Origin of the sequence: Allobaculum stercoricanis DSM 13633, assembly GCF_000384195.1 — a bacterium.
Lineage (GTDB): Bacteria > Bacillota_I > Bacilli_A > Erysipelotrichales > Erysipelotrichaceae > Allobaculum > Allobaculum stercoricanis.
In genome coordinates this window covers 206,926-225,263 of the sequence record NZ_KB913034.1, presented here as the reverse complement: position 1 = coordinate 225,263, position 18,338 = coordinate 206,926, and the positions used below count along the sequence as shown (strand labels likewise).

Genomic DNA, 18,338 nt, shown 5'->3' with positions numbered 1-18,338 from the left:
TTTATTCTATTCCCCTTCCTTTGCTTGAATCATTTCATTTTCAATAAACTGACGGGCAATTCGAGGGGAACGTCCGCCTTGCGCAATCGCATAAGCACTTGCGCGCTGTTCAACTTGTTCATCTACATCCACTCCATATTCTTGCGCAATGTGATGAATTAAGTTGAGATATTCTTGAGCATTTGGTTTTTCAAAGAAAATGCATTGTCCAAATCGTTGCGACAAAGAAAGTGTTTCTTGCAGTGTGTCGCGCACATGCATGTCATCGCCCGTTCTTGCCGAGAAAGACTCTTTGACTAAATGACGTCGATTACTTGTCGCATAAATGACTGTATTCTCACTTCTAGCACTGACCGATCCTTCTAATACTGCCTTTAATTGGGCAAAAGAATCGTCATCTTCGCTAAAGGATAAATCATCGATATAAATCACGAACTTTAAAGGTTGTTTAGCGATCAAATCTAAAAGTTCAGGTAAGATCGGAATTCGATCTTTTCCCACCTCAATTAGGCGCAAACCTTTTTTAGCATAACGATTGGCGATTGCTTTAATCGAAGCTGATTTCCCTGTTCCAGCATCGCCATATAACAACAAATTGCTCGCCATTTTTCCTGCTAATAATCCTTCTGTATTCGCAATGATCGCTTGATGTTGGCTTTCATAGCCAAAAAGTTGATCCATTGTGATGGGATCGGGATGCACAACTGGAACTAATTCCAGATCAGTTGTGCGTTTTAAGCGAAACATGTGGTGTAAACCAAAAATTCCAATTCCCGTTTGATCCATCATCAACAAACGATTTAAATATCCGGCTTGGAAGTCAATCGCTTCAGCACTCCATAAATCCCGTCGAATGCCGAGTTGATCGGGCGTAATGGAACAAGCTTGAGAAATCGAATTCAGTTCGTCCATTGCGATATTCACCATTCTTTCTGGAATACTACCCGATTCAATATATGCATCAGAAAGACACGTCGGCATATTGTCGATTTGATCAAATACATAATCCGTCCAACTCACATAGCCTGCTTTATACAATAAGCCTGTGAAACGAGCTGCTTTTGCATAACAACTCGCTTCATCTGCTTTCAAGACATCAATAAAAGCTTTAAAGATGGGGTCTTCATTAAGACCCATGAAGACAATTAAGTTTTCCAAGCGATCAGCTAGCGTTTCACTCATGACAAGGTCGCTCCTTGATCTGCACCTGAAACAAGTTTGGAATAACGTTTAAGATAGCCTGTGACATCTTTCTTTTCTTTGATTGTCATTTCTGCTTTTCGTTTTTCAATTTCTTGTTCGTCCACTAATAATTCAATTGAATATTCAGGAATATTGATTGCGATTTGATCGCCATCTTTAACATAAGCAATTAATCCACCTTTTACTGCTTCTGGCGTAATATGGCCAATTGCTGCACCACGTGTTGCCCCAGAGAAGCGACCATCAGTAATCAAAGCGACATCTTTATCTAAGCCCATACCCGCAATAGCGGAAGTTGGACTTAACATTTCACGCATTCCCGGTCCACCTGCTGGTCCTTCATAACGGATTACAACAACGTCACCCGCTTTTACTTTGCCACCAAAAATTCCCGCAATTGCTTCTTCTTCAGAATCAAATACAATCGCCGGTCCGGTATGACACAACATTTCGCTAGCGACAGCTGAACGTTTTACGACGCAACCCTGTGGGGCGATGTTTCCTTTAAGTACTGCTAAGCCACCCGTTTTCGTAAACGGATTATTCAGTGGGCGGATGACTTCTGGATCTAGGTTAATCGCATTTTCGATATTTTCATGCAACGTTTTTCCCGTTACCGTCATCGTGCTGCCATCGATTAATCCCGCATCTTCTAATTCTTTAAGCACAGCATAAACGCCACCTGCTACATCGAGATCTTCCATATACGTTGGTCCCGCTGGTGCCAAATGGCATAGATTCGGTGTGCGTTCCGAGATATGATTGACTTCTTCTAAATCGATCGCAATCCCACATTCATGCGCAATAGCAGGTAAATGCAGCATCGAGTTCGTTGAACATCCTAGAGCCATATCCGCTGTAATCGCATTTTTAAAAGCCGCTTCGGTCATAATGTCGCGAGGACGGATATTTCGTTTAACGAGTTCCATCACTTGCATGCCGGCTTTTTTAGCCAATTCAATACGACGTGAATAAACTGCTGGAATTGTGCCGTTTCCTTTTAGGGCCATTCCTAACACTTCTGATAAACAGTTGTGAGAGTTTGCGGTATACATTCCCGAACATGACCCACAAGATGGGCAAGTGTTCAATTCATATTCGCGTAATTTTGCTTCATCGATTTTTCCGGCTTTATATGCTCCCACTGCTTCAAACATACTCGATAAAGATGTTTTATGATTATCAATTCGTCCCGCTAACATCGGTCCACCCGAAACGAAAATCGTTGGTAAATTCAAACGTGCTGCTGCCATTAATAAGCCAGGAACGTTTTTATCACAGTTTGGAATCATCACTAATGCATCAAAGGCATGCGCAAGAGCCATCGATTCAGTTGAATCCGCAATCAAGTCACGAGTAACTAAAGAATAACGCATTCCATTATGTCCCATCGCAATGCCATCACATACAGCAATCGCTGGAAAAACAATTGGTGTCCCACCAGCCATCGAAACGCCCATTTTAACCGCTTCGGTGATTTTGTCTAAATTCATATGGCCTGGAACGATTTCATTCCAGCTTGAAACGATGCCAACTAATGGGCGATCAATTTCTTCTTGAGTTAATCCTAATGCATGAAGAAGGCTTCGTTGGGGTGCCTTTTCCAACCCTTTTTTCATTTCATCACTTTTCATCATTCAATCCTCTTCTTGTTCATTGATGGATAGGTATACTCAAATTTTACCTTTCAGTTTTCTGTAACAATTATGTTTATTTTACAACATTGCCAGACCATCTTCTTTTCTTTCGGTTTTACAACTTGATCAACAAAGTCATTTTTAAAGCGAAAACCGCTAGTTTTAACAGATATAAACAGAAAAACTGCTAGCGATATCTAAGATATTCGATAGCAGTTTTTTCTTCACGTTCACTCGATATCGAAATGACATTTCATTTCGATCTTGATTTCGTTTAATTAGTTATTTACGAGTTTATCTTCGTCAGCCCAAGAATAAAGCTTGCGGATTTCCTCTCCAACTTTAGAGCTTGGATGTTCAGCAGCACGTTTTCTCATGGCTTTAAAGTGAGCTTGACCACCTGCTTCAGACATATCTAACAAGAAATCTTTGGCGAATGTTCCATCTTGGATATCTTTCAGAATTTTCTTCATTGCCAGTTTTGTATCGTCAGTAATGATTTTTTCGCCAGTGATGTAATCTCCATATTCAGCTGTGTTAGAAATGGAATAACGCATTCCTTCAAATCCAGACTGATAGATTAAGTCAACGATCAGTTTCATTTCATGAATACATTCAAAGTAGGCATTACGTGGATCATAGCCAGCCTCTACTAATGTTTCAAAACCAGCTTGCATCAATGCGCAAACTCCACCACAAAGAACGGCTTGTTCACCAAACAGGTCAGTTTCTGTTTCTGTACGGAAAGTTGTTTCTAATACCCCAGCGCGGCTAGCACCAATTCCAGCTGCATAAGCAAGGCCTAATTCCCATGCATCGCCAGTTGCATCTTGTTCAACTGCAATTAAGGATGGAACACCTTTTCCCACTTGATATTCGCTACGAACTGTATGACCTGGACCTTTTGGTGCAATCATGATGACGTTCACATCTTTTGGCGCAACGATTTGAGCAAAGTGGATATTGAAGCCATGCGCAAAAGCAATTGTTTTTCCAGCCGTTAAGTTTGGTTCGATTTCAGCACGATAAACGGCTTTTTGTTTTTCATCTGGAATTAAAACCATCACGATATCTGCAACTTTAGTCGCTTCACCAACGGATAATACTTCAAATCCTTGTTCTTTTGCTTTTTGAGCTGATTTACTTCCTGGATAAAGACCGATCACAACATCGCATCCTGAATCACGAAGGTTCAATGCATGGGCATGTCCTTGAGATCCATAACCGATGATGGCGATTTTTTTCCCATTTAAGCGATTTAAATCGCAGTCTTGTTCATAGAAGATTCTGTTTTCCATTTTCTGTTCTCCTTTTAAGGTATTCCTTATATTCCATTTTCTATCTAACAAAGCAGCTTCTCTTGTTTATCGTAAAACGATAGCAGCTTTGTTGACTTCCATTAAAGCGGATTCTTCGGGGACATCATCACTGAGATAATGACAACCTCTTTGTAAAGCAACGACACCTGTTCGGCTCATTTCTAAAATGCCATAAGGGGCAACAACCGTTAAAAAGGCATCGATTTTAGAAGACTCTCCCGTAATTTCAACACAGAGCGTATTCGGGGAGAAGTCGACAATCTTACAGCGGAATATATCTACTGCACTAACGATTTCCGGACGTGTTTCCGGTGTGTTTTTCAGTTTAATCAAAGCAAGTTCGCGGCTTACTCGATCTTCGGGAATCATTTCTTTGACGTGTTTGACGTTATAAAGCTTTCTTAACTGTTTGACACATTGCGAACGAATTTTCTCATCTCCATTGACGGAAATCGTGATTCGTGAATAGTTAGGGTCTTCCGTTGCACCAACGGTTAAAGAGTTAATATTGAAACCACGACGTGTAAATAAGCTAGAGACACGAGTCAATACACCCGCTGAGTTATCCACTAAACAAGCGATCTCAAAACGTTCCATCAGATTTCCTCCCGCAGGGTGATAATATCATCCATGCTGCCTCCAGGTGGAAGCATCGGTAATACAAATTCATCTGGGTCAATCGTTACATCAATCAAGACTGGACCGGACTTCGCCATTGCTTTAGCGACTTGTTCAGACAACTCATCTAGCGTATGAATCTTAAAGCCAGGTATACCAAACGCTTCGGCAATCTTCGCAAAATCGCTTTGGCGTTCTTGTAAATCAGTATTGGAATAGTGTTGATTATAAAACAGCGTTTGCCACTGCCGAACCATTCCTAATACACCATTGTTAAAGACGACGATCACGACTGGTGCCCCTGTTGTTTTTAATGTGGCTAGTTCGTTTAAGTTCATGCCAAAGCTACCATCACCAGTAAAGAGAATCGTTCTTTTTTTCGAACCAAACGCCGCACCAATCGCTGCGCCTAAACCAAATCCCATTGTTCCTAAACCACCAGAAGAAATGAATGTTCTTGGTTTTTGGAATGGATAAGATTGCGCGACCCACATTTGATGTTGTCCAACATCGGTTGCGATTGGGGTACTCTCTTCAGTATATTTAGCAATTTCATTAATTAATGCCTGTGGCGTTAAACGATGCGGTTGCAACATTTGATCCTGTTGAATTTGTTCTTGGCGTTTTAAATGTTCAACCCGCTCATGCCATTCGGTATGGTTTTGTTGATCCACTTGATCAATCAATCGCACCACTGCATCATGAATGTCTCCTGCCAATCCTAAATCAACCGTAATATTTTTATTCAGTTCTGCTGCGTCGATATCTAATTGTAAAATCTTCGCTTGTTTTGCATATTTACGAACATTTCCTGTTGCCCGATCGGAGAAACGACAACCAATTGAAATGATTAAGTCACATTCATTTTGGGCCATTGATGAGGCATAATGACCATGCATTCCCTGCATTCCTAAAAAGCGTTCACATGTTGTCGGGATGCAAGAAAGCCCCATTAAAGTCGAACCAATTGGTGCATCAATTTTATCTGCGAGTTGCATAATTTCTTCAGAAACTTCTGCCCCCAAAGATCCACCACCGATATAAATAAATGGTCGTTGCGCTTCATTGATCATTTTTACTGCTTTGCTCATTTGATATTCATTCACCGGTTTTTCTTGAGCTTTTTTTGCTTTTCCCAAAGGCTCATAGTCAATGACTGTTTGTTGAATATCTTTGGGCACATCGACTAAAACTGGACCTGGACGACCGGATCGAGCAATTTCAAAGGCGGTGTGCAAAATTGGCGCTAAGTCTTCTATCGTATGGACGATAAAATTGTGTTTTGTGACCGGTAAAGTGACTCCGGTAATATCGACTTCTTGGAATGAATCTCGACCAATTAGACTTGTCGATACGTTTCCTGTAATCGCAACTAAAGGGACTGAATCAAGATAAGCCGTTGCAATTCCCGTCACTAAGTTCGTCGCACCCGGACCAGATGTCGCAATAACAACACCCGTTTTCCCTGTAGCCCGAAAATATCCATCCGCAGCATGACATGCATGTTGTTCATGAGAACTTAATACATGGGTCAAACGGTCACGATATTCGTAGAGGGCATCATATAAATCGAGGACTTGACCACCTGGATATCCAAATACAGTATCGACATCTTGTTCTAACAGTGTCTCGATGATAATTTGTGCACCGTTCTTTTTCATATTAATCTTCCTTTTCAAAAATGATTATGCTTCTTATATCACAGCTAGAATTTGGCTTCAATCAATGTTCGAATATTTTTCATTAATTTTTCAATATCATTGCAGTTTGTTACATTTCTGATTGTTTTCTTTCTGTGAAATATTCTTCACTCGGTTTGCAAATCGAAAGATCTCTTTGCCTTTTTTCTATGAACAAGTTGGCAAAAGCCATAGAATATTCGCTATATGTTCTCGAAACAGCAAAATAATTCTTCAAAATTTTCACCATTCAAATTCACAAAGAACTAAATAATCTTGCTATTTTTTGTTTTTTTTCATGAATTGCATATTTTTTATTTTTATAACTTCATTTAAATGAAAATATTTCTAATTCACGTCTTGCTTGCACCTATAAAAAAAAGCCAGTGAAATGAATCTAGTCCATTTCTACTGGCTTATTTTTGAATTGAATTTATTCAGGAACAACTTCACCTTGTGGTGGTTCTGGTGTAGCCGGTGGCGTTTGTGGCACAGTTTGATCTGTTGGTGGCATCACTGGTGGTACTTCCTGATTTACTCCTGGATCAATTGGAGTTTCCGGAAGATTTGGCACTTCACTTCCTGCTCCTGGATCGATTGGGGGTTCTGTTCCCGCATTTGGATCTGTTGGCACTTCAGTTCCAGCGTTTGGATCTGTTGGCACTTCGCTACCTGCATTTGGATCTGCTGGAGTTTCTGGATTCACTGGCGCATAGCCTTGATCTGGCCAAGGTACCGTTGGTTGATAATATGGTGGAACAGCGGCTTGAATATTTTGGTTCGTTTGAACTTGTTCGTAAACCTCTTGTTCCTTTTGTTCTTCTGGTTCTTTATCTTCTGGTTTTGGTTTTGGATCTTCTTTTTTATCCGTAACTTCTGTTTGGTCACCACTCATAATGACCTTGTTGTAGTAGCTAGAATCCGCTACTAATTCGGCATTTAAACCAAGCTCACCCATTTTTTCGATTAAAGTATCGACATTTGAATATAAGCTTGTTCCTAAACCTAAACGATGTCCTTCAATTTGGATGCCTAAAGCTTCCATAATGGTTGGATATAAATCGAGTGTACAGAATTCTCTTGTTTTATTTAATGTATATTCTGGTCCATTTAAAACAATTGCATAAGCACGACGGTCATAATCTGCACCTGTCGTTTTTGCGACAGAACCATCCATACTATAGTGGTCACCACTAATCACAATTGTCGTATCTTCATAAAAGTCTTGTTTTTGAATCCAACGAACAAACTCAGTCACTTGTCGATCAGTACAAGCAACAACGTTTTCATATTGGCTATCAAATTCGTCTTTACAAAGATCACAAGGATATCCTTCTGGGAAATGCGTATCCGCTGTTAAAACAGTAAAGTTAAATGGTTCATTCTTTTTCGAAATTTGACCCAATTTCTTTTCTGCCCAACTAAAGAGTTTTTTATCTTCAAAACCCCACCATACGGAATATCCTTCTGGGATTGCTTTTTCTTTCATGGCCTGACGATGATCTAAAATTTCATAATCACCGTGTTGTTGATAATAGTTTCGACGTCCGGCAAAGGATGCATCGGATCCACACATGAAATAATTGGAATATCCATGATCTTCAAGGATATCGCCCATCGTAATTAAGTGTGGCATGAATTTATCTTTGTCGTTGAAGTTACGGTTAAAATCACCATTCCCAACATTTAATGGTACAGCAGCACTCATCGCAACTAAACCGGCAACTGTCCATCCGGAGTTTGCGGTTACGATTGCTCCATTGAGTTCTTTTGTTCCTGGTGCTGAAAAGTCTGTTCCTTCTTTAGCAAGTTGATATAATCCCGGGATTAAATCGTTGTCATATCCACCGCCATTTTCGTGAGAAGTATAGGAAGATTCCATCGATTCAATGACGATATGAATTAAATTTTTCTTCTTTTGTGGGAATTTGATATTGACTGAATCCGGTTCAATAAAGTTTTCATCGTAAATTGTTGATTCACGATTCACATTTTCTAAATAATCGCCAACCCCTAAGACTTGCCAACCTTGATAAAGTTGCGTTCCAAATAAACTTGTGACGATGACTGCCGCCCCGACAACAGAGCAATAGAAAACACGTTGCGTTTTTGTTTCTTTAAAGAAAGGGATTCCGGCTTTTTTTGCTTTTTGATTTTGAATACATAAATAAATGTAATAAGCAAAAATTGCTGTCCCAATAATTAACACGAGCCAATACGATTGGAAAAATCCGCTGATTGCTGAACCAATTGTTCCTTCAGCCCCCTCAGTTCCGGCTGTTAATGTATAAATGACCTGGGTAAAACTTGTAATTTGAATCGTGTCGGACAAATAGTGCACTCCATAAGCCGCGATACAAGTTAACCAGAAAACGATATAAATCAAAGTTCCAATTAAAATCCACATGTAAATCCCCTCCTCAATTTTGATTTCATCTATTTTCAACAGCGAATGCATTTGCATTCAAAGGTTCAATTCATTTCGGTTTTACGCTAAAAATACAAAGATTAAGAGCGCATAAAAAAAGGCTAATTTTCTTATACCGTTCCTTATGTTAGCAAAGACTTTATTTGAATCAAGCGATTTTTAAGGATATGTGAAAAGATTGTAAAATTTAAGAGTTCCCTAAGTTTGTCGTAAGAATTTTCATGTTGAATCTTCTATTTCATAGGCAAAAAAATGCGCCTGTTTCGATTACAGGCGCTTTGTTTCTACATTTTGTTTTCAGTAACTTCTACTTTTACTTTGCTTCCATCTGGCTCTACATCAAATGTGATCTTAGAAAAATGATCTAGACCATTACTTAAAATGTCGCGCACAGAATCGAAGACAACATCCTGACTTTTTTCAGTCGGAGTATCGTATTCAATAGAAGTAACGATGTGTTTTTTACCTTCAATTCCGGTAAGTTCTTTTAAAATTGGATTCATAAATTTGCCTCTGTCCAAAGTGTACCCCAAACTACACTTCAAATCAATTTCACTCGCAGTACACATTTAATTTCTATCCATCAATTTCCTCTAATGATGGCCAATCGCTTACAATTTTATTTTGATTTGCCGTTTATAGCTCAAAGAAAAAGCTTGGTTTCAGCCAAGCTTTCTTTCTCCATGATTATTCAACAACTTGTGTCCAATGATATGGATCTTCTAATTTTCCCCACTGAATGCCAGTCAATGTGTCATACAGTTTTTGAGTTAATTCTCCTGTTTTAAAATCGTTAATTTGGGTAGCTGTTCCTTTATAGTACAGCTCACCAATTGGTGAAATAACGGCAGCTGTTCCAGTTCCCCAAGCTTCTTGTAAACGGCCATCTTGCGCTGCCGCCATCAAATCATCAATCGCAAGATGTTCTTCACGGATTGTATATCCCCAATCAGATAACAAATGCAAAATTGAATCTCGTGTTACCCCAGGTAATACCGTTCCATCGATTGGCGCTGTCCAAACTTCGTTGTCGATTAAGAACATGACGTTCATACTTCCGACTTCTTCAACATATTTTTTGTGTACGCCATCGAGCCATAACACTTGGGTATAGCCTTTTTCTTCTGCTTTTTCTTGGGCTTTCAAACTTCCCGCATAGTTACCACCGCATTTTGTAAAACCAGTTCCACCTGGTGCCGCACGAATATAATCATCTTCAACCCAGATTTTTACTGGTGCCATTCCTTGTGGGTAATAAGCGCCTACTGGAGAAAGAATGATCATAAATTTATAGGAAACAGCCGGATGCACCCCGACTGCGCTTTCCGAGGCAAACATAAACGGACGAATATAGAGTGACTCTCCCTCATTTTGAGGGACCCAATCTTTTTCGACTTTAACCAATTCCCGAATCGCTTGCACGAAGAATTCTTCTGGAACTTGAGGCATTGATAAACGTTCATTAGAATTAGCGAAACGTTTGGCATTCTTTTCTGGACGGAATAATTGAATTTTATTGTCAGCTGTTCGATATGCCTTTAACCCTTCAAATGTTTCTTGCGCATAGTGTAGTACCATCGTTGCTGGATCTAATTCGATCGGTCCAAAAGGAATAATGCGCGCATCGTGGAAACCTCCTTGGTCAGCATCCCAATCGCACATAAACATATAATCTGTATAGTATTTACCAAATCCGAGAGGTCCTTGTGGTTTTTTCTTCAAGACCTGACGAGGTTCAAAACGAATTTCCATATTTTAAACTCCTTTGAATTTTTCTCTATTTTCTTTTTAACTTACACTTTTCAATATCCTCGTGCAATAAAACACGGCTGATTTAAACGGAACTCAATGAAAACTGTTGAAAACCTTACATTTTTAAGAAAGCGGAGTTTTTGTTTCAAACAACGAAAATAAAAATCGAGAAAAGAAGTTTTTCAATTTCCTTCTATTCTCGATCGTTTTTCTATACAAATTGCGAGTTTAGTTTTCTTTTTGTCCAAGTGCCATGCGAATTGGATCCAGCCATTTCTTTTTATGATAATACCAGGCAAAGAAAATGGACGATAGCGACCACGTTAATGGATAAACCCAATAAACAAATTGAATATTATTTAGTGGTGCTGTGATATACAAAAATGAAACACGGATAATGCACCAGAAGATAATCATCACATACATTGGAACTGCTGGTTTTCCCCCACCTCGACATACCGCACTAATCGCGTGTGAATAAGCCAATAAGCAATAAAACAAAGCGTTGTTGCGGGCTCGTCCTACACCATATGCGATTACATCTGGATTGCGATCAAACCAAGCAGTGAGTTGTGGCGCAAAGATAAAGAAAATAATTCCGATCAATTCCGCCATCAATACACAACACCATACGCCAAAGCGTGCTCCTTTTTGTGCTCGATCTATTTCTCGTGCCCCTAGGTTTTGTCCAACGAATGTCGAAATGGCTAAACTAAACGACATAATGGGCAAGAATGCAAATCCTTCAAGTTTGGAATAAGCTCCACAACCGGCCATTGCTAAAGAACCAAATTGGTTAATATTGGATTGAACGATGACGTTTGCCAACGAAATAATGGAGTTTTGTACACCTGTAGGAATCCCAAAACGAATGATTTCTTTTAATTCATCCCCATAAAAGCGAATCTTTTTCAATTCAATTCGATGACTTCCGTCTACTCGTAACAAAGTCCAAAACGCCAAAAGTGCTGAAAAAGCTTGGGCGATTACTGTAGCGATTGCAGCTCCGGCAACTCCCCAATTTAATACCGAAATAAAATATAAGTCGAGCACCACATTTAAAACAGAAGAAACAATCAAATAATAAAGTGGATGACGAGAGTCCCCAACCGCTCTTAAAATACCCGACAACATATTGTAAAGAACTAAGCCGGCAATTCCTGTGAAGTAAATTTCGAAATATTCATTACTCAAACTTAAAACTTCTGCCGGTGTATCCATCCAAACTAAAATCAATGGTGATAACCATCGTCCTAATACAGCAAGGACAATTGAAATCAAAATACCCGCCGCAACTGTCGTATGGATCGTTCTCGATAATTTATTATGTTGACCCGCTCCAAAACATTGCGAAATAACAACAGATGCCCCCATTGAAACACCGTTGAAAAAGCCAACCAAAAGTAGAATTAAATTCCCCGAAGAGGCTACCGCTGCTAAAGCGTGTGCTCCAAGAACGTTTCCTACAATGAGTGTGTCTACCGTGTTATACAACTGTTGAAATAATTGTCCTAAAAATATTGGAATCGCAAATGCGATCATTTGTTTAGCAATGGGACCTTTTGTCATCAACGTGACATCCGTATTGCGAAGCTTCATTTCCATGCTCTATTCTCCTCCCCTTTTTCTCTCTTATTCGACTTCTCATCTTAATTCCATTTAAATTTAAAATAAATTCTCTTTTGACAAAACGATAAATCTTGTCCGGATTCCACCATTTTTTAGTCAAAAAGATAAATATATTTGATTTACTTTTATTTTTATTTATTGTCATGCATTGGATAGATCCCATTTCCAATCTTGAATTACACCGTTTCGATTTCGCCTGCTTGAACTTTACAAAAACAGACATTTTTCAAGTAAGTATCTAAACAATGAACACAAAGGAAGGCTCTTACCTTAATCTTGTGGTATACTCTTTCAGTATTTTTCAAGATTTACATTACTTTCAGAAGGAGGTAGTCTTATGAAATTAACGATTCCAAAAAACTATGATCCTGTCTTAACAATTCGTGAGACACAACAAGCGATTAAATATATCCGTGATACATTCCAACATGAATTTGGAAAAGAAATGCACTTAGAACGTATTTCTGCGCCTTTATACGTTACAAAATCTTCCGGTTTAAACGATAACTTAAACGGAACCGAAACTCCTGTTCATTTTACGATGGCATCTATTGGCGATGAACAAATTGAAGTTGTTCACTCTCTGGCAAAATGGAAACGTAACGCATTAGGCGAATACGGATTTAAACCTGGTGAAGGTTTATATACCAACATGAACGCCATCCGCAAAGATGAAGAGCTCGATAACATTCACTCCTCTTATGTGGATCAATGGGACTGGGAAAAAGTCATCACAAAAGAAGAGAGAACGATCGAAACACTCAAAGCCCATGTTGAACAGATTTTCAAAGTAATCAAACACATGGAACACGAAGTTTGGTACAAATACCCACAAGCAGTCAACAAGCTTCCAGAAAGCATCACTTTTTTGACTTCTCAACAATTGTTAGATGAATACCCTGATTTAACAGCGAAAGAACGAGAAAACGCCGCTTGTAAAAAATATGGCGCAGTCTTTGTCATGCAGATCGGTGATCGTTTAAGCAATGGCGAAAAGCATGATGGTCGTTCCCCTGACTATGATGACTGGAAACTCAATGGAGATATCTTGTTCTGGTACGAACCACTGCAAGCTGCAATGGAAATTTCGAGTATGGGCATTCGTGTCGATGAAAACAGTCTCCATGAACAGCTCGTCAAAGAACATGCAACTGATCGTGAACAATTGCCTTTCCACAAGAAAATTTTAAATTGTGAATTACCTTACACCATTGGTGGCGGGATTGGACAATCTCGTCTATGTATGTTGTTGTTGAAAAAAGCGCATGTTGGTGAAGTTCAAGCTTCTTTATGGCCAGAGGATATGCGTAAAGCTTGTAAAGAAGCAAACATTCAACTGCTATAGCCAGTACTTATATTCACATCAAATTCAAACAAACAGATTCTCTTTACATTTGAGTCTTTCTACTCTTATGATAGAGAATCTTTTTTGTTGAATGATTCAAAATATTCCACCTATACCTCTAAGATCTTTGCATCTGTAAATTAGTCCCATGCATAAACATCATTTCATCTAAAATAAACCACAGCGTTTTTTTCACAAAAGATTGTTAAACTGTTTATAGAGAAGGTTTTACTACTCTAGAAAGGAGATATTATGAAAAAACGAAATGCTATTTTAATGGGATCAGCTGCTGTGATCCTGAGTGTTTCTGCTATGAGTATTGTGTTCTCTAAGTTGAAAACAAACCATAATTCCGTATCTGCAGAAAATTTCCAACAGAATCATGATAATTCCGCCGAAAAGCAAAAAGAAATCGTAGATACCCCGCCAGCAGCACAAGAAGATGCAAACAAAGAAAGATCCGGTTTTGCAGAAATTTTCCTTCAAAATGGCGAAAATTTAACTTCTGAACAAATCGAAATCCTCGAAAATATGCCTGAATTAGAAAAGAAATATTTAGAAGCCGGACTAAATGCTCCTGTGGATCCAAATTTTTAAAAAAGACTTTTCCCTATTCAGAAACATAAATAAACACCGCAAAAGCTTTCCACTCATCAAACAGATTAAAAAGACGATTATTGCTTTATGTTAAGCACATAATCGTCTTTTTTGTTTTATTAAAATCGCATTTCATACAAAGACAAAAGGAGCCCTCAATATGAAGAGCTCCTTGTTGATTGATAAATGGGTAGATACTAGCGTTTAGAATCTTTCAAAGAATCTAAGTGTTCTAATTGTTCAGCGAAACGTTCTGGATCATTTAAGATAGAATCATTTTCGAGAACAGACTGATCTTCAACTGTTTCTGGCATCAGAATATCTGGTGTTGTAGAACCAGTGGAGGCAACATTCGCAAACTGTTCAAAGCTTGTGTCATGATGCTGTTCGATCTGACGGGAACGACGTTTTGCACGTAAACGTTCAGCCATACGACGAACTTCTTCGTTTTGTTGACGATCGCCTTTGCATCCAGTACCTGCTGGAATTAATTTACCGATAATAACGTTTTCTTTCAGACCAATGAGGTGATCCACTTTACCTTTAATTGTTGCATCAGTAAGTACTTTCGTTGTTTCCTGGAAGGACGCAGCGGAAAGGAAGGAATCCGTTTCAACGGAAGATTTAGAAATACCCAACAGAATTGGTTGGAATGTAGCTGGTGTTTTTCCGTTCAATAATGCATTACGGTTGATTTGCGTAATGTTGTTGAGGGAAAGTTGTACACCAACATTTAGATCTGTGTCTCCTGGATCAGTGATGATTACTTTTTTCATCATCTGACGAATCATAACTTCCAAGTGTTTATCGGAAATTTCGATACCTTGAGATTGGTAAACCTTTTTAACTTCTTTAAGAATGTAGTTTTGTACTTGGTTAACACCAGCAACAGCAAGCAATTCTTTTGGATCCAATGGACCTTCAGTTAATGGTTGACCCGCTTCAATTTCCTGACCTACAGCAACCCATGGGCGCAGAGTCTGGTTGGCATTGATTTTGTGAGAAACAGATTCTGTTTCGTTTTTAATAATAACTTCTTGGCGCATTGTTCCATCAATACGTTTGATTGAAACAATTTCACCAGTGATTTGTGCGATAACCGCAACACCTTTTGGATGACGTGCTTCGAAAAGTTCTTCGACACGAGGAAGACCTTGAGTGATATCCCCACCGTCACCACCGGCTACCCCACCGGTATGGAACGTACGCATGGTCAGCTGAGTACCAGGTTCACCAATGGATTGCGCAGCCATTGTACCAACAGCTTCACCCACTTCGACAACCTTACCTGTTGCCATGTTTTTACCGTAACATTTTACGCAAATTCCGTTTGTGGATTTGCATGTAAATGGTGAACGAATATATAAGCCTGTTACACCAGCATCAACGATTTGTTTCGCAATCGCTTCTGTCATGTAAGTATCAGATTCGATAATCAATTCACCTGTTGTTGGATTCAGAACATCTTGTTTGGAATAACGTCCAACAAGGCGGTCATATAATCCTTCGATTACTGTGTTTGTTTTACGATCAACAAGATCTTCAACCCAGAAACCTTTATCTGTTCCGCAATCGTCTTCTTTAATGATGACATCTTGCGCAACGTCAACTAAACGACGAGTTAAGTAACCAGATTCAGCAGTTTTTAAGGCTGTATCGGTTAACCCTTTACGCACACCGTGCGTGGAAATAAAGAACTCGGATACGTTCAGACCTTCACGGAAGCAAGAGTAGATAGGAACCTCGATGATGGATGGTACATATTCACCAGCACGAGATTTACCTTTTGCCGGACGAGCCATCAGACCACGCATTCCGGCTAACTGAGTAAAGTTGGACGTATTACCACGGGCTCCAGAAGTCGCCATCATGTTGATTGGGTTTTTACGTGGTAAGTTTGCCATCAATTCTTCAACGATGTCATCTTTAACATCAGCCCATAATTTATTGAGGTGACGTTCCCATTCTTCCATCGTGAGCAGACCTTTTTGTTGTAAATGTTTCAATTGATCCGCTTTTTCACGACCTTCTTCGATATGCATTTCTTTGTTAGGGGCAACTTCGATGTCGGACAGTGCAACGGTAATTCCGGCAACTGTGGAATATTTAAATCCGAGGGATTTGATTTCGTCTAAGATTTCAGCAACATCATCAACTTTGTATCGTTTAAATACTTCGGCAATGACTTTACCTAAGTCTTTTTTCTTCACCGCATCAACTGTAGGCAGTTGGGCAATGAATTTTTTAACATCAGTACCTGGTTGAATGAAGTAACGGTCTGGTGTTTTTTCGAAGTTTTCTTTAGACACTTCGTTTAAGTATGGGAAATCACTTGGGAACATTCCGTTGAAAATGATTTTACCAACAGTTGTTGCCAGTAAATCATCAGCATGTTCTGGTCCAATTGATTCTTTGTTTAATCCGGATACTGGTAATGCGATACGAGAGTGTAAGTGCACTAATCCAGTTTTGTAAGCCAACATAACTTCATCGATATTGGCATATACTGTACCTTCCGCATTCGCATAACGTTCCCAAGTTTTGGCTTCTTTTTCAACGCCAGCTTGACGGTAACGTTCAGCTTCTTCAAGCAGTTCTTCTTTAGTTTCTTCCATTGTCAAATAGAAGTTACCCATAACCATGTCCTGACCAGGAGTAACGATAGGTTTACCGTCTTTTGGACCGAGGATGTTATGGCTACCTAACATCATAACTAATGCTTCGGCACGAGCTTCTTCAGATAATGGTACGTGAATCGCCATCTGGTCACCATCGAAGTCGGCGTTGAACGCTGTACATACAAGTGGGTGCAGACGCATTGCACGTCCTTCAACTAATTTTGGAATGAACGCCTGAATACCTAAACGGTGCAGTGTAGGGGCACGGTTCAGTAATACAGGATATCCTTCGATTACTTTTTCAACGATTGGCCAGATTTTTTCATCACGGGCTTCAATCATTTTTTCGGCTTGTTTTGCATTTGTGACAACTTCCGAATTCACCATTTCGTTAATTACGAATGGTTTGAATAAGTTGATTGCCATTTCACGTGGAATACCGCATTGATACATCTTTAAATCTGGTCCAACCGCGATTACGGAACGTCCAGAGAAGTCAACACGTTTACCTAACAAGTTCTGACGGAAACGTCCTTGTTTACCTTTTAAGGAGTGAGACAGTGATTTTAATGCACGTCCACCAGCACCAGTGATTGGTTTGGAACGACGTCCATTGTCGATCAAGGCATCAACAGCTTCCTGTAACATACGTTTTTCGTTTTGAACGATGATGTTTGGAGTACCAAGATCTAACAGTTTTTTCAAACGGTTATTACGTGTGATAACACGACGGTATAAGTCGTTCAAATCACTTGTCGCAAAACGTCCACCATCCAACTGTAACATTGGTCGTAAATCTGGTGGTATAACTGGAATATTTTGAAGAATCATCCATTCTGGCTTGTTGTCGGAATGGCGGAACGCATTGATTGTGTCCAAACGTTTGATCATTTTCTTACGTTTTTCACCAGTTGCTTTTTCCAATTGTTCTTCTACTGCTGCATATTCTTCATCTAAATTCACGTTCTGTAACAGTTCTAACACTGCTTCAGCACCAGTTTTTGCTTTAAATCCAAGAGGACCATAAGTAGCCTGGTTTTCACGGAATTCACGTTCAGAAAGAATCTGTTTGTAAGCCAATCCAGATTCCATTGGATCTGTAACAACATAGCTTACAAAGTATACAACTTCTTCCAATTGCTTTGGTGTTAAGTCAAGCAGTAATGCCATACGAGATGGAATACCACGTAAGTACCAAATATGTGCAACTGGAGCAGCAAGGTGGATGTGACCCATACGTTCACGGCGAACAGAACTCTTCGTGATTTCAACACCGCAACGTTCACATTTCACACCATTGAAATGTTTAATTTTTTTATATTTTCCACAAGCACATTCGTAGTCTTTTGTTGGACCGAAAATGCGTTCGCAGAATAAACCATCACGTTCAGCTTTCTGTGAACGGTAGTTGATCGTTTCAGGTTTGAGGACTTCCCCGTAAGACCATTTTTCAATGGTTTCCGGAGAAGCTAATTTAACCTGAATTGAGGAGAAATTATTGACTGACATTCGA

The 18,338-nt window shown here is 39.4% G+C and carries 12 protein-coding genes; 2 read left to right on the top strand and 10 right to left on the bottom strand.

The features are described 5' to 3' along the window. Positions 1 to 6: 6 nt before the first annotated feature. The 9 genes from ALLST_RS0101000 to ALLST_RS0100960 all read right to left on the bottom strand — a co-directional run bounded on the left by ALLST_RS0101000 (position 7) and on the right by ALLST_RS0100960 (position 12,241). Positions 7 to 1,182, bottom strand: a complete 1,176-nt coding sequence (locus tag ALLST_RS0101000; protein WP_019892114.1) for an ATP-binding protein — start codon at positions 1,180 to 1,182, stop codon at positions 7 to 9. Then, positions 1,179 to 2,837, bottom strand: a complete 1,659-nt coding sequence (ilvD, locus tag ALLST_RS0100995) for a dihydroxy-acid dehydratase (protein ID WP_026472721.1) — start codon at positions 2,835 to 2,837, stop codon at positions 1,179 to 1,181. The genes ALLST_RS0101000 and ilvD overlap by 4 nt, the downstream gene beginning before the upstream one ends. 281 nt (positions 2,838 to 3,118) lie before the next feature. Beyond that, the gene (gene ilvC, locus ALLST_RS0100990) at positions 3,119 to 4,168 is read right to left on the bottom strand and encodes a ketol-acid reductoisomerase (RefSeq protein WP_342662496.1); all 1,050 of its coding nucleotides are present in this window, start codon (positions 4,166 to 4,168) and stop codon (positions 3,119 to 3,121) included. Between the two features lie 36 nt (positions 4,169 to 4,204). Beyond that, entirely contained in the window at positions 4,205 to 4,756 is a 552-nt protein-coding gene (gene ilvN / locus ALLST_RS0100985; RefSeq protein ID WP_019892111.1) for an acetolactate synthase small subunit, read from the bottom strand. Next, positions 4,756 to 6,438: a biosynthetic-type acetolactate synthase large subunit gene (gene ilvB / locus ALLST_RS0100980; protein WP_019892110.1), complete on the bottom strand. Its 1,683-nt coding sequence runs from the start codon at positions 6,436 to 6,438 to the stop codon at positions 4,756 to 4,758. Before ilvB ends, ilvN begins: the two co-directional genes overlap by 1 nt. Positions 6,439 to 6,889: 451 nt before the next feature. Beyond that, the gene (locus ALLST_RS10890) at positions 6,890 to 8,863 is read right to left on the bottom strand and encodes an LTA synthase family protein (protein ID WP_019892109.1); all 1,974 of its coding nucleotides are present in this window, start codon (positions 8,861 to 8,863) and stop codon (positions 6,890 to 6,892) included. Positions 8,864 to 9,168: 305 nt separating this feature from the next. Continuing rightward, positions 9,169 to 9,387, bottom strand: coding sequence for a hypothetical protein (locus ALLST_RS0100970; RefSeq protein ID WP_019892107.1), 219 nt, complete (start codon positions 9,385 to 9,387; stop codon positions 9,169 to 9,171). Positions 9,388 to 9,571: 184 nt separating this feature from the next. Further along, complete coding sequence (locus tag ALLST_RS0100965) at positions 9,572 to 10,636, bottom strand: branched-chain amino acid aminotransferase (protein ID WP_019892106.1); 1,065 nt, start codon at positions 10,634 to 10,636, stop codon at positions 9,572 to 9,574. Between the two features lie 228 nt (positions 10,637 to 10,864). After that, the gene (locus ALLST_RS0100960) at positions 10,865 to 12,241 is read right to left on the bottom strand and encodes an MATE family efflux transporter (RefSeq protein ID WP_019892105.1); all 1,377 of its coding nucleotides are present in this window, start codon (positions 12,239 to 12,241) and stop codon (positions 10,865 to 10,867) included. A 361-nt stretch (positions 12,242 to 12,602) separates the two neighbouring features. Between ALLST_RS0100960 and asnA the strand changes: the two genes are divergently transcribed. Continuing rightward, positions 12,603 to 13,610, top strand: coding sequence for an aspartate--ammonia ligase (asnA, locus tag ALLST_RS0100955; RefSeq protein WP_019892104.1), 1,008 nt, complete (start codon positions 12,603 to 12,605; stop codon positions 13,608 to 13,610). Between the two features lie 252 nt (positions 13,611 to 13,862). Further along, positions 13,863 to 14,207, top strand: coding sequence for a hypothetical protein (locus ALLST_RS0100950; RefSeq protein WP_019892103.1), 345 nt, complete (start codon positions 13,863 to 13,865; stop codon positions 14,205 to 14,207). Positions 14,208 to 14,404: 197 nt separating this feature from the next. Here ALLST_RS0100950 and rpoC read toward each other — a convergent pair whose 3' ends face one another. Further along, on the bottom strand, positions 14,405 to 18,334 hold the full coding sequence (gene rpoC, locus ALLST_RS0100945; RefSeq protein ID WP_019892102.1) for a DNA-directed RNA polymerase subunit beta': 3,930 nt from the start codon (positions 18,332 to 18,334) through the stop codon (positions 14,405 to 14,407). Positions 18,335 to 18,338 lie beyond the last annotated feature (4 nt).

Coding starts and splice junctions, on each gene's coding strand:
- ALLST_RS0101000 (WP_019892114.1), bottom strand. CDS start 1,182: ATGAGTGAAACGCTAGCTGATCGCTTGGAAAACTTAATTGTCTTCATG.
- ilvD (WP_026472721.1), bottom strand. CDS start 2,837: ATGAAAAGTGATGAAATGAAAAAAGGGTTGGAAAAGGCACCCCAACGA.
- ilvN (WP_019892111.1), bottom strand. CDS start 4,756: ATGGAACGTTTTGAGATCGCTTGTTTAGTGGATAACTCAGCGGGTGTA.
- ilvB (WP_019892110.1), bottom strand. CDS start 6,438: ATGAAAAAGAACGGTGCACAAATTATCATCGAGACACTGTTAGAACAA.
- ALLST_RS10890 (WP_019892109.1), bottom strand. CDS start 8,863: ATGTGGATTTTAATTGGAACTTTGATTTATATCGTTTTCTGGTTAACT.
- ALLST_RS0100970 (WP_019892107.1), bottom strand. CDS start 9,387: ATGAATCCAATTTTAAAAGAACTTACCGGAATTGAAGGTAAAAAACAC.
- ALLST_RS0100965 (WP_019892106.1), bottom strand. CDS start 10,636: ATGGAAATTCGTTTTGAACCTCGTCAGGTCTTGAAGAAAAAACCACAA.
- ALLST_RS0100960 (WP_019892105.1), bottom strand. CDS start 12,241: ATGGAAATGAAGCTTCGCAATACGGATGTCACGTTGATGACAAAAGGT.
- asnA (WP_019892104.1), top strand. CDS start 12,603: ATGAAATTAACGATTCCAAAAAACTATGATCCTGTCTTAACAATTCGT.
- ALLST_RS0100950 (WP_019892103.1), top strand. CDS start 13,863: ATGAAAAAACGAAATGCTATTTTAATGGGATCAGCTGCTGTGATCCTG.
- rpoC (WP_019892102.1), bottom strand. CDS start 18,334: ATGTCAGTCAATAATTTCTCCTCAATTCAGGTTAAATTAGCTTCTCCG.